The 13613-nt window shown below is 42.0% G+C and carries 9 protein-coding genes; 4 read left to right on the forward strand and 5 right to left on the reverse strand.

Annotated features, from left to right (window positions below; all coding sequences use genetic code 11):
* Positions 1–6: 6 nt before the first annotated feature.
* From R7190_RS13365 to R7190_RS13375, 3 genes are read right to left on the reverse strand one after another with little or no spacing between them, the layout of a single operon-like run.
* Positions 7–603, reverse strand: coding sequence for a response regulator transcription factor (locus R7190_RS13365; protein ID WP_025767843.1), 597 nt, complete (start codon positions 601–603; stop codon positions 7–9).
* Positions 596–1762, reverse strand: coding sequence for an EAL domain-containing protein (locus R7190_RS13370; RefSeq protein ID WP_025767844.1), 1167 nt, complete (start codon positions 1760–1762; stop codon positions 596–598). Before R7190_RS13370 ends, R7190_RS13365 begins: the two co-directional genes overlap by 8 nt.
* Positions 1746–5411 carry an ATP-binding protein gene (locus R7190_RS13375; protein ID WP_186585362.1) on the reverse strand — a complete coding sequence of 1222 codons (3666 nt, stop codon included), beginning with the start codon at positions 5409–5411 and terminating at the stop codon, positions 1746–1748. The genes R7190_RS13370 and R7190_RS13375 overlap by 17 nt, the downstream gene beginning before the upstream one ends.
* 447 nt (positions 5412–5858) lie before the next feature.
* Between R7190_RS13375 and ylqF the strand changes: the two genes are divergently transcribed.
* On the forward strand, positions 5859–6803 hold the full coding sequence (ylqF, locus tag R7190_RS13380) for a ribosome biogenesis GTPase YlqF (protein ID WP_005376521.1): 945 nt from the start codon (positions 5859–5861) through the stop codon (positions 6801–6803).
* A 336-nt stretch (positions 6804–7139) separates the two neighbouring features.
* Complete coding sequence (cqsA, locus tag R7190_RS13385) at positions 7140–8321, forward strand: alpha-hydroxyketone-type quorum-sensing autoinducer synthase (protein WP_017635350.1); 1182 nt, start codon at positions 7140–7142, stop codon at positions 8319–8321.
* 103 nt (positions 8322–8424) lie between these two features.
* Here the strand turns inward: cqsA and R7190_RS13390 are convergent, their stop codons facing one another.
* Positions 8425–10470: a response regulator gene (locus R7190_RS13390; RefSeq protein WP_025767846.1), complete on the reverse strand. Its 2046-nt coding sequence runs from the start codon at positions 10468–10470 to the stop codon at positions 8425–8427.
* Between the two features lie 363 nt (positions 10471–10833).
* On the opposite strand from R7190_RS13390, the gene R7190_RS13395 reads away from it, so the two are divergent.
* A complete protein-coding gene (locus R7190_RS13395; protein ID WP_171345646.1) occupies positions 10834–11451 on the forward strand; it encodes an HAD family hydrolase in 618 nt (205 codons plus the stop codon).
* An 89-nt stretch (positions 11452–11540) separates the two neighbouring features.
* Here R7190_RS13395 and R7190_RS13400 read toward each other — a convergent pair whose 3' ends face one another.
* Positions 11541–12089 carry a GNAT family N-acetyltransferase gene (locus R7190_RS13400; protein ID WP_104980607.1) on the reverse strand — a complete coding sequence of 183 codons (549 nt, stop codon included), beginning with the start codon at positions 12087–12089 and terminating at the stop codon, positions 11541–11543.
* A 271-nt stretch (positions 12090–12360) separates the two neighbouring features.
* Between R7190_RS13400 and R7190_RS13405 the strand changes: the two genes are divergently transcribed.
* Complete coding sequence (locus R7190_RS13405; RefSeq protein ID WP_171345645.1) at positions 12361–13485, forward strand: acyl-CoA desaturase; 1125 nt, start codon at positions 12361–12363, stop codon at positions 13483–13485.
* Positions 13486–13613 lie beyond the last annotated feature (128 nt).

Below are 13613 nucleotides of genomic sequence, written 5' to 3' on the forward strand. Positions count from 1 at the left end.
GCGGTCTTACGCCCCCGCCACTCTTGTTAGCTCAACAATGTTCTTTACGTTAAATTTATCCAATAGACGGCGTTTGTATGTGCTGACTGTTTTATCACTTATTGATAGCACTGAAGCGATTTCTCTATTGGACTTTCCTTGTAGTAAATACTTCATTACTGCACTTTCTCTGCTTGAAAGTTGTGACATTTCTCGAACGCTGTTAACAACTTGCTTAAATTTGAAGAAGGTATACCCCTTCTCTACCGCTTCTATCGCGTCTTTAAGAATGTCGTGATTTTCCGATTTACACACATAGCCATCAGCGCCAGAACGAAAAGCCATTTGGCTGTACATTTGGCTAGTTTCAGCGGAGAAGAAAATGACTTTGCCTTCATAACCATGGGATTTGATACGTTTGTAGAAATCAAACCCATCGCAATCTGCCAAGTTCACATCTAAGATCAACAGTTGAATTTCTTCCTTTTTCAATATTTGTAATGCCATCTTCGCTGATGTTGCAGTAAATACCCCATTTGTTTTACCTAACTCTTCCAACAACGACTTGATTGCAACACAAACGAGAGGATGATCGTCAAAGATCAAGTAATTCAATTTATTCATATCTTTCATTTAGTATGGTTATGGCTTCTAGTGGCATGGGTTTATCAATGTAAAAGCCTTGGCAAAGATCAATCCCATACTCACGTATCGCTTGCAGTGTGACTTCGTCTTCAATACCTTCCGCGACCAGTCGTATATTCAAACTTTTCGCTAACGCGCAAATAGCAACAACGATGTTGCGTTTTTTGATGTCGCATTCGACACCTTGTACAAACGAACGATCGATTTTTAACTCGTTGAATGGCAGTTGAGCCAGTTTTTCAAACGTCGATGAACCCGTGCCAAAATCATCTATTGAGACAGTGACACCGTTCATCCTCAACTTGAGTAAATTCTTGTACAGGGACGCGCTAGTCTGAAATGTATCTCGCTCTGTAATTTCAATGGTGATTTGTGATGGGTCAATCTCGCTCTCTGAACATTGCTGTAAAAAGTAGTGAGAGAACGCCGTATCTTCTAAATTTTCATGGTCTACATTGATGGATACGTTTTGCGTCAATCCGCGGTGTTTCATGTCATAGATAACATTACTCAATACAGCTTGAAACAACTCTCCTGAAAGGCGGCAACGCTCTACAATTGGCAAAAAATAATGAGGTGCTAACACACCATAAATGGGGTGATTCCAACGCGCGAGCGCTTCATACCCAAGCACTTTCCCACTTTGCACATCGACTAAAGGCTGGTAATAATTTTTCACGCGCCCTTCAGCCAGAGCAAACAGGAATTCTTGATCTTCCACTTCAATAGGTTGCGCAAAGCTGACTTGTTTCGCTTTTTCATCTTTTATTTTACCTAACAAATCAACGACTTCATTTTCATCGTATGGCTTAGGCAGCTTCCCTAATACTTCAAAACTAAATCCCTCGCACATGGCTCTTACCGCAGAAATAATGGTCAATTCCATTGCACTGACCAGTACAACTTGCCCCTGGTACTGGACTTTATCGAGCATTTCCATCATATCGATGCCGTCTTTTCCGGGCATTTGGATATCACAAAAAATTACGTCAAAATGTTGTTCCTGCACACTCTGAATAGCAGCATCCACACAGTTAAAGGGGATGACTTGCGCGCAATAGCGATCCAATATTTGCGAAAGTATTGTGGTTTGTAGCGGATGGTCATCAATCACCATCACATTAAGTTGTGTATTCATTTGTCTCTACCCAATAGTTTATGTTTTCGATCTCCTGCTCGATTCGTAAAATTAGCTCCGCTGTTCGCCTGTCAAACTCCGCAGCACTAACTCGTTCTGCCTCAATACAAAGCTCAGTCAGCATGCTTACCCCTATCGCCCCAACCGCTCCTTTGATGCCATGAATGACCCGTTTTTTGTCTCGCTCAGTCGATGCGGCGTTTAAGTTTTTTATATCTGTAGACATTGATTGACTAAACACGCGCGCAATCTCTTTTGCGTCCTGTGCTTTGAACCGTTTAATCCAGCCGGGCAGCCTACCCCTCTCTTTTTCGCCAATAAATGGAATCAAAACGGTTTTTAATTGATTAAGGTCATAGGGCTTGTAGAGCACATCATCAATGCCGATATCCTGTGTACGTTCAATGGCAAGACGAGCATCTTCTGCTGTCACACCGATGATTGGAATTGCTTTAAATTCGGAGTTTTTCACGTGCCTAACAAGCTCATAGCCATCCATTTCTGGCATATGAAAATCGGTCAGCAGCAACACAACGTTTTCATCTTGGTTGATGTATTCCCATGCTTCGCGGCCGTTATTCACAATGACAGGTTCGATTCCAAGTTCATGAAGCTGCATTGCTATCACACTTTGGTTAATGGGATTATCTTCTGCGACCAGTACCGTGCCGAGAACCCAAGAAACCACTTCTTGATTTGCGTCACTAAGCTTGGTTTCTTGCTGCGTTTGGCTGAGCAAATTGAACAATGTATCTGGATATTGAAGCTCTCTTAGCGTAAGACTGCCAAGTACCCTTTGTTCGTCACGCAGCATTAGGCCATTAAAACTGGCATCGCTGTCGTGTATAGGGTGAAGGTTCGCCACCATTGTTTTTAACGTCGCTGGACGCATTTTCCACGCGTCACACCACTGGCGAACATTAAGTGGTAAGCTCTCGCTATACGTCCAGTTCAAACAAACGTCTGGCTCAGAGTCGCAATGCTCAATTGGCAGTCTGACGGTAATCGTCGTGCCCAAGCCAAATTGTGAATCGATGCAGAGCACGCCGCCCATGCTGTCGATCAATCGGTCAACAATGCTTAGCCCCAATCCAGTACCGCCATATTTACGCGTAATAGTGTCATCCGCTTGAACAAAAGGATTGAGAATGCCTTCGAGTTGGTCATCCGTCATGCCGATACCTGAATCCGCCACTTTCAAAATAAGCTGCTTTTCATGAAGAATGACACTGATTCCAACCTCTCCTTCGGCAGTGAATTTCACCGCATTGGAGAGCAGATTGGTGGTAATTTGCACCAATCGCAGCGCGTCGATTTCAATGAAAGCATTCGAAAATGGTTTGATTGTCACTTTGTAATCCAAACCTTTCGCAAGCGCTCGTGGTTCAAAGCTTCGAAACACATCGCACAAGGTTTTAAGCAAGTCGGTCTTAACTGGGGCGACGGTTAAGTGCCCTGCCTCTAACTTTGAATAATCCAGTACTTCGTCTACTAGCGTATTCAAATGATTGAGCGAGCGTATGGCTTGGGCAATTAACTCGCGATTTGAATCTGCCATCACTTGGCGATTTAGCAAATCGAGGATGCCGTGTGCTGCCGACAATGGCGTTCTTAATTCGTGACTCATGGTTGCCAAAAAGTTTTCGCGCGCACGTACCGCGGTTTGCGCTTCTTTTTGCGCATCGATTAACGCCTGCTCACGTTCTTTTTGCTGGGTAATATCTTGAATAACAGTCAGTACAAACTTGTTCTTACCGCTAGGAGAAGCGATGACTTTGCGTTCTCGATATACATGTTTAATATCAAGTTCACAGCCCGATGAGGCAACCTCTTCTGAAACACGCTTTCCAGCAATAACAGTGGTCAGTTCATCAAAATTATTCACCAGAGGAGCGTGCGTAGAATCACTTTTCAACTTACATTGTTGGCACTGTTTACTGTTGTAGTTGGCACAATTACTCATCTCCATATGGTTATTTTCACTATGGATAAAAACCAAGCTATTGATCTCTTTGATTATGTCCATCAGCCATTGCTTTTCCGCTTCCTCATTGTCAGCATTAAATTCGGCTAACCTCACTTTAAGTCGCATGTGAGATAAGATGAAATACGCCGCAATTAACATGAGACAGAATATGAATGAACCAGCAACAACAAATGTAGCGATCTGCTCCGCGTCATAGCCATAAGTCAGTTTGAAGCTTCGGTGAGAACGCAGCAGTTTTTCGATCTCGTTAGAATCAATGGTTTCGATGATGCTGTTCAACATGTGTTGAAGTTGTGTATTGTGGTTTGCAACCGCAAATGCATTAGAGAACGTCAAAACGTCCTCCGCATTGATCACCAAGCCATCGACTTGATCTTGTGCAATCATGTTGTGAACGATGTCGTCAGGAATGTAAGCCACATCCAAAACGCCCGATTTCAAATCGGTAAGCAGCTTTTTCAAATCATCATAATGATCAACTTGGCCTTGCTGCCAAGTGCCCAAATGAACTAACCCTTGCTTTTTCAAAGTGAGCAGAATACCCGCTTCTTTCAGTGCAGATTTATCGCGCTTGCTCTGCTCCGCTTGGATAGCCACGTAATTACTGTGCATGAATGGTTTAGTGAACAACCAGTCTGACTTAGGTAGATCACCCACATAAGAGATGGGGACTATATCGGCATCAAATGCCGTTAATCCATTGGAAAGGCTCGACGTCGGTTTCACATACTTAAAGCTCAAGCCAGTACGAGACTGCAATAAGTCGATGAAGTCTGGAAAGAAACCGTCTAACTCACCCGTTTGCGAATCTCGGTAGAGAAACGGATAAGCTTCGTCACTGCTGCTGTAAGTTATCACTAGTTTGTTTTGATGATTACGTCGGTAATCTACCAATAACTTATCACTGATATGGTAAGGATTTTTCGAGGCGACGGAGCGAATGTTTTTTCCATTTTGCTCCCACTGAAGGATTTTGTTGATGTCATCGATCAGACGTTGTTTGTCCAACGAAGCGATAAAACTCACCTCTTCGTTTTTCAACCAACTGGGAATATCGACAACCCCTTTTACAATGTCATTCAAATCCAAATATTGGGTAATACCAACATAAGTGTAAATCAGCGCGTTCGCTTTACCTCGCTTAACTTCATTAAACGCCTCTAAACGTGTTTTAACGTAATGTATCTTATCGATACCGCGTTCAGTGAGGTTGTCACAATATACACTGCCCTCAACACACACCCATTTAAGATCACGCGCATCACTATCTCGGTAAGTGGCATTCCGATACCAAACAGCGATAGTGCTCGAAAAAAAAGGCATCGAAAACAAGAAACGCTTTTCTCTTGCTGCTGTTTTACTAAATCCAACCGCACCATCAATCCTCTTGCTTTCGACATCCGCAAGTAAAGACGGAATATGCTTGTAAGTCCGAAGTTCTAACTCATAATCCAAAGCTTTAGTAATGTTAGACAAATACTCAAGACTAATTCCGTACGAAGGACCAACGCTACCGTCAAACGAGTCTTTAGCTTCGTCTTGCGCAATAACACCAACGATGACCTTCGGTTTAGGACTCTGTTTGGCAGTTGAGCAAAAAGAACTCGCTAAAAAAATTAAGGCGACGGACGATACCGTAATACTTCTAAGAATACTGAGCATGACTGCTTCCTCTGAATGGAAGCTCAGACTAGTTTTTGTCAGATAAAAGTCAAACTTCGCTCAATAGCGAAATAAAAATAAAGCTTTGATATAAAACCAAAAAACCAAAATTCGTCAGAACAATCTGACAACACAATCCACCTTTGACTACACAGTGTTTGCGTTCGGTCTCTCACCCAGACGGATATTCACTGCGAGTCGGTATACATAAGGGATGTGTGCTTTTAGGTTTGCACGCCATAGCTTTTTACTTTCATCTTGAATGATTCATCATCATTCCATGATAAACTGGCGTATTAACATGAAAGAAAGCTCAACTCCGCGGTTTCGAGCAGCTTGAAGTAAACACAGTTTTAGAAAATGCGTTCTAGTATTGTGTCACTCAAGATTCACATTGCTACTTTTACAACCGCTGGAGCATTAGAAAAATTAAGGTATTAAATTCAAATGGTTAATAACTCAATCCAGTGGTTTCCTGGCCACATGCACAAAGCACGTAAAGAGATCGAAGAAGCAATCCCTCAAGTGGATGTGATCATCGAAGTACTGGATGCTCGTATTCCTTTCAGTAGTGAAAACCCTTTGATTTCTCAAATCCGTGGTGACAAACCTGTCGTTAAAGTTTTGAACAAACGTGATTTGGCCGATCCAGAGTTAACTCAACTGTGGATTGAGCACTTGGAGCAAGAGCAACATGTAAAAGCAATGGCGATCACGACTTCTGAACCACAAGAAGTGCATCGAATCATGGAGCTTTGCCGCAAACTTGCCCCACACCGAGAAGAAATTGGTAAAAACATTCGCACCATGATCATGGGCATCCCAAACGTTGGAAAGTCGACGATCATTAACACCCTCGCAGGCCGAACAATCGCTGTAACAGGTAACCAACCCGCGGTTACACGTCGTCAACAACGTATCAACCTGCAAAATGGCATCGTATTATCTGATACTCCAGGGATTTTATGGCCAAAAGTGGAAAATCCACACAGTGGCTTCCGCCTTGCGGCTACTGGCGCGGTAAAAGATACAGCGATGGAATATGACGAAGTCGCATTCTATACCATTGAATACCTAGCAGCTCATTATGCAGACAAACTTAAAGAGCGTTATCAAATTGAAGAGCTTCCAGAATCAGATATCGAGATCATGGAAGAAATTGGTCGTCGCCGCGGTGCACTACGTGCAGGTGGACGTGTTGACTTACACAAAGTATCAGAGATCTTATTGCACGAACTTCGCCAAGGCACTTTGGGCCAAATTACATTAGAACGCCCAGAAATGATCACTCAAGAGCTGATTGAAGTCGAGATTGAGACCGCCCGTAAAGAAGAAGAAAAAGCGAAGCGTAAAGAAGAGCGTCGTAAGCGCTATTTACGTAATAAGCGATAAGCTTGTCTTTTATCTACTCATGTTTCAAGGCGCGATTTTCGCGCCTTTTTTGTTATCTAATGCGCCCATTTTTTTCACTTTTCAAACTTTATATTCCTCATCCAAAATCCAGATATGAAGCACGAAAAAACACCGCAAAATCGCCGTATAAACTTTAAGCACAAACTAGTTTAGACCCCGGGCCCCTATAGAGTTACAGCCACCATCCAACCCTCAAATGTCGAGTTTGCAAGGGTCTGCAAACTTATGCAACCTGGTTAGTGACACTCTCCCCAAAATCCGCAATATGAATAAGTGTCAGCGCTGGCGTTTTTCCATATGAAGAAGAGATTTATTATGAGTGAAACTATACAAAGCAAACCACTTCCCTCCTTTATCGAGGAACGCCTAGATTTTTATATTCAAGATCTAATCGAACCGAATGAGAACAAAAAACACCTTGTTCTTGGTAAACGCCCACCGTGTAATGCCGTTGTCCTGCAAAGCAATGATTACCTTGCACTGTCTCATAATAAGGAGATTCAAAACGCGCATCGTGATGCGATTTCCCAGCACGATGACAACGTCGTGATGTCCGCGATTTTCTTACAAGACGATGAATCGAAACCTGTATTTGAAACGCAACTAGCCAGTTTCGTTGGTATGCCTAGTTGTCTACTTTCTCAATCTGGTTGGGCTGCGAATGTCGGTTTATTGCAGACTATTTGTGCACCGAACATACCTGTGTACATTGATTTCTTTGCACATATGTCTTTGTGGGAAGGCGCACGTATTGCCGGAGCACAAATTCATCCGTTCATGCATAACAACACCAGTCACCTAAGAAAACAGATTTCACGTCACGGTTCAGGGATCATTGTTGTGGATTCGGTTTACAGCACTATCGGGACCATCGCTCCTCTACGTGATATCTACGAAATAGCACAGGAGTTTGACTGCGGCCTGGTTGTAGATGAATCACACTCTTTAGGTACACACGGTCCACAAGGTGCGGGGATACTGCAGGGTCTTGGCTTAACTCATAAGGTAGATTTTATTACCGTTAGTCTTGCCAAGACATTTGCTTATCGTGCTGGCGCGATTTTAGGCCCAGAAAAACTGGCGAAGACGCTTCCATTTGTGGCGTACCCTGCAATATTTAGTTCTACCGTATTACCGCAAGAGATCATTCGGCTAGAGAAAACACTGGACGTCATAAGAAAATCAGATGATAAGCGAGATATTCTGTTTGAAAGAGCCAAGTCTTTAGCCGTTGGTTTAAAACGCATTGGATTTACTATTCGCAGTGAATCACAAATTATCGCATTAGAATGTGGTAACGAGAGAAACACTGAGCGAGTCCGCGACTTTCTCGAAGAGCGAAATGTTTACGGCGCAGTGTTTTGCCGCCCTGCAACTGGAAGGAACAAAAACATCATCCGTTTTTCAGTCAATGCAGACATGACAGCTGCTGAAGTTGATCATGTACTCACTGTCTGCCAACAAGCATTTGCACACCCTGACTTAGAGTTTGTGTAAGTTAGTGTGTAGATAAAACTAAAGAGCTCAACAGTTTTGCTGAGCTCTTTATTCGTATTATTCGTTGTGAGCAACTCGCCTCAAGAAAACAAGTCGCGAATGATTAGATCCAGTTTGCGATTTTATCGAACAAACGATTTTTATCCGCCGGTTTTACGATGAAGTCAGACATACCCGAAGACCCAATTTTGTCCAACGTGACAGGTGAACTATCCCCTGTATGTGCAATAATAGGTACCGACGCATAGTTTTTATCCGAGCTTCGAATTCGCCTAGACGCTTCTACACCATCCATAATTGGCATTTCGATATCCATCAGAATGAGATCAACATCTTCTTGCTCTAGTGTATCCAGAGCCTGCTGCCCGTCTTCTTTCTGAATCACTTCAAAGCCTTGCTTTTCAAGTAACATTGCCGTGAATTTACGCAAAGATTCATTATCATCCACGACCATAATTGTGCGCTTATTTGAATTATCTAACGTCACCGAGGCCGTTGGTGTCGATACATAGCTTGAATCATATAAGAGACGCTCAATAGTTGGTTTAGTATTCAATAACCAGGCTTGCGTTTCGATCCAAATAGGTTCATATGCAGCCTTACGTGCTCTCTGAGTCGGATGATGCTCAAAAAGATAAACGATGCGTGCTTCAGTGAAAGACAAGAGAGATTCTAATCTATCCAATTGGTTTGCTCTTGGATCTAAGCTCTCAAGATCGATAAAAATCAGATCGAATTCGAACTCGTACTCTTTCTTTTTGAGTACTTGGTTGGCATCTAAAATCGTCGAGTCAAAGCCCATAAAACGGCTAATATCTGTTACTTTAGACACCAAGATATCTTGGCTAGTCACCGTTAGAATGGTTTTGAGTTTAGTCAGATCGTTTTTGATTTCAGTAACGGTATCAGATGTCGTTAGTGGGAAAGTTAACGTAAATTGAGACCACTCCCCTAACTGAGATTGACACTCAATGTTCCCCCCAAATGAACGCATGACTTTTTTACAAAACGGTAGACCCAAACCATAACTTCCTGATTTGCCAGTGGTGTAAAAGTCTTGAAAGATATTGCGTAGAACATCAGGAGCAATGCCAGCACCATTATCGGTTACAACAATTTGATTAAAGCGTTCTGAACTTATCATGGATACATGTATGTGAAAATCTTCAGATTTACGGTGATGGAAGGCATTCTTGAAGAGGTTATACATAACGTATTTAAGTAATGTATCACTACCTAGAAACTCAAACTCACTTCTCGCATCCAGCGATATGGCAAATCGATCAGTGGCACGTTTATAACTGAAGCTTTCAATTGCCCGTTCAACGACCGAGTGAACTGAATATTTTTTGAAGCTAGAACGAGAAACTCGATTTTCATCAATCGAAGTTAGCAATAAATCGATGGTTTCATTACCCGATTGGATAATGTTCATTGCATCCTGACTCACTTCACGTAATAAGGTGACATCCTCTACACTCATGACGTACTGCTCTTTTCCTGCCTCTTTCATGTTGGGCAAGATCGACTGGATAACATCTATTGAAGTGCAAAGCCCACTCAACGGGTTACGCATTTCATGTGCGATCCCTGCCCCGAATGATTTTGCCAGCGAGACTTTCGCTTCATGTTCAACTTGGTTACGAAAATAGAACAAATTACCGAAGACATAAATAAACAGAAAGATTGGCACATGAGTCCAATCCATGGTCAAGTCAAGATGGAACCCTTTTGCAACCCAAGCGAAGAATGTTGCTAAACCTATCCCAGCAAAGGTTTGAGCAAACATGACCCTAGTAACATGAACCAGTAAAATGTGTAAGAAAATTGCAGACATAAACGACATAACCCATACATTGGACCAGTCATTCATCAGTAACATATAAAAAAAGAAAAACGGTAAGCACAGCGTTATCGTCACTTGGTAGTAAATAGGAACATAATCTCTCCAAGTCGATGATAAGCGGTTTCTAAAAATGATGCCGAAAAACAATAACGAGCAAAACAATCTAAGAGGTAAATTTTCATAAGCCTGTGGAAAGGCAAACTCCCAGACAAAGTAGTACAGCGGAAAGCCAAGAAACCCCATCCAGCCAACGAGAGTTAGGTTTGGTTCTGCATATTGATAAACCTTACGTATCGAGTCCATATAATCTGTTTTGCTTACTCCGCCTGACGCACAATAGTGTGATTTTGATTCACTTTTATCGTTTTATTATTAACTAATTATATATTAATCATCATTTATAAGCAGCGCGAAATGACGTAAACAGCTCGCAATACTTATCTTTAGTTTCAATCTTTTAAGACAGCTACACTTGATTTACAACCAAATAAACAAAGTTGCATATAGTTTAGTGCAATTTTGCGATAATCGCTCTGTATCCAATTGGATGTTAATCTCATTTTGTGCAAGAAACTTAAGTCGCGCCTTTGGCACGACTTTCCAACGATTCAAAAACAGTACTCACCGCATATAGCGTGGTGAAGAACAATTGGCTTGGGATGTGTTATGAATTCTGTCCAGATAAAAAATGTCATTTTTGATGTAGGTAATGTATTGGTACGCTGGTCTCCAGTAGAAATCGTTCGCTTAACATTTGGTGGTTCCGTAGAGTCAGAGAAAATGGCTCAGATGCTATTTTCATCACAAATCTGGAAAGATTTAAATAAAGGGACGATCTCCGAAAGGGAAGCAAAACAGCGTTATCAACGTGAACACCAAGTAACGACGGAAGAAATAGACCGCTTCTTTTATTATGTAAAACACACTCAAATACTACTTTACGGCAGTATAGAGCTGTTAAAACGAGTAAAAAGTGCCGGATATGGCGTATATGCGCTCACAGACAACATCAACGAAATTGTGGAACATCTTCGTACTACCTATGAGTTTTGGCCACTGTTTGATGGAGCAATCATCTCTTCTGAAGTTCAATTACTAAAACCACAAGCGGAGATCTACCAAACTCTACTTTCAAAGTATCAGCTTAACCCCGAAGAGACAGTATTTATTGATGACATGCCTTACAATGTTGAAGGTGCCCGAGCAGTTGGCATGGCTGCTATTCAGTTTGAAAATGCTCAGCAATGTGAGCTCGAACTAAAAGCTATGGGGGTTAACTTCTAGAAAGCTTTTAATAAAACATAACGTTAGGGTGCATAAACAAAAAAGAGCAGTGTTGAGACTGCTCTTATCTAATGTTTTAGAACGCTAGGTTAGGAGTAAATCACGTTTTCCTCAATCCCACTAACTAATGACTGGGCGTTCTTCCAACGGAATACTTTTTCTAACACCTCTTTGCCATCAGGTGCGCGCCAAGTTCGCTCTTGATCCTCTTGTCCACCAATGTGGCGATAGAATTCAATCGCAGAAATGTTTTGCGACACAACTTCTAAATAAAGACCTGTGTCTTGAAAGTACTGCTGTTGCCATTCTGCGACAGCAAGTAATAGCTGCTTACCAATCCCACGACCACGGTAACTGTCATCAACATGCAATGCGTCAATAAAGGTTCCACGCTCGAAATCATGGTTGCCGAACACACAAACAAAGCCAAGTAGCAAACCTCCCTCCTCCGCCAAGACAATGTGCTGATTGAATGGTGGGTTGGTCAAACGGGTTTGCCAAATCAGTAGTTTGTCGTCAATCGCTTCTTTCTCAAGATAGTTATCACTAAGAATGCCACGGTAATGACGCTTCCAGCTATCCGCATGAAGATGCGCAATGCGCTCGTAGTCCTTATATTCCGCTAATCGTAAATCCATTACGTATTCCTATTTTCTTACATTTTTGCTTCTTTATAGAGTCTCGGTATATTCCACCTTTATAACACTTGTTTCTTGGCAGATTTTATACACCTTAAGCCAGAGCTCATTTTTTAATACTACTCATTATTCAATTAAAAGCAAAATATCCCATCAAGTTCCTTAATCTACACCCAAAGGAATAGTCACATTTGTCTAACTTTAATTTGACTTACATGTGTACGCTGATATTCTGGCGAACAGTTGTTAGCTCAAAGTTAGGGATACACCTGTGACTCAAAACAAACCACCTGTTATCTGGTTGAATACATTAATATTTTCTGCCAGTTTTGTTCTGACTTTTATTGTAATGCCTTGGTATGCATATCATTTTGGACTGGGTTGGGAACATCTAATTTGGGGAGTGATTGCATTTAGTTTTACTAACCTTTCTATTACAGCAGGCTATCATCGTCTCTGGAGCCACAAAACATACGAAGCTCATCCTATTTTGCGCGCCATTTTTGCGATTGGAGGAGCATTTTCTTTGCAAAATAGTGCATTACATTGGTCTTCTGATCATCGTGTGCATCACAAACATGTCGACAATAACGGTAAAGATCCGTACTCCGCCAAGCGGGGTTTTTGGTATTCTCACATTGGGTGGATGTTACGTGATTACAATAAATCAAAGGAAAACGAATATACAAACTGCCGTGATCTAAAGCGCGACAAAATCGTCATGTGGCAGCATAAGTATTATGTTCCACTTGCCCTACTGACTAATATTGGTTTCCCAGTCATGCTCGGACTGATCTACGGTGATATCTGGGGGATGTTATTGGTCGTTGGTGCGGCTCGACTCTTTATGAGTCACCATACGACTTTTTTCATTAACTCCCTCGCACATATTTGGGGTAAGCAAACTTTCACAGACAAAAACACTGCTCGCGATAATGGTGTACTCGCCTTTTTCACATTTGGAGAGGGTTACCATAATTTCCATCATATTTTCGAGAATGACTATCGCAATGGCGTGTATTGGTGGCATTACGACCCAACGAAGTGGTTGATAAAGTCATGTTCTTGGTTAGGACTCACATCTAAGTTGCGCACAACGCCTACATTTAGAATTGAAAAAGCCCGTGCTAGTCAACTTTTGAAGAAAGCAAGAGAAAAGCTAGAATCGAAACCGAACACGCAAACAATCCTCGATCAGCTACAGCACGAGTTTGATACTCTAGTTCATCACATGCAGGAATACTACGAGATGCGCAAAGAAGTACTCGGTGCCAAAACTGCCAGTGTGGTAAAGAAATACGAATGTTCTGTAACGAAAATGAAGTACCAGCAAATTAAAGCAGAGTTCGAACGGCAGCAACGTAGTTGGAACCTTATGGTTCGTCGATACGCATAGTTTATCCTCATTCTTACGATTACTTAGCTTCGCTTCGGCGAAGCTTTTTTGTTTTCAGCCCTAAACCACCTACTTCAGTAGGTGGTTATCATCCGCTTCGGCTTTGCCTGTAAAACTACTCATGCTAA

This window comes from Vibrio sp. 1078-1 (assembly GCF_033340475.1).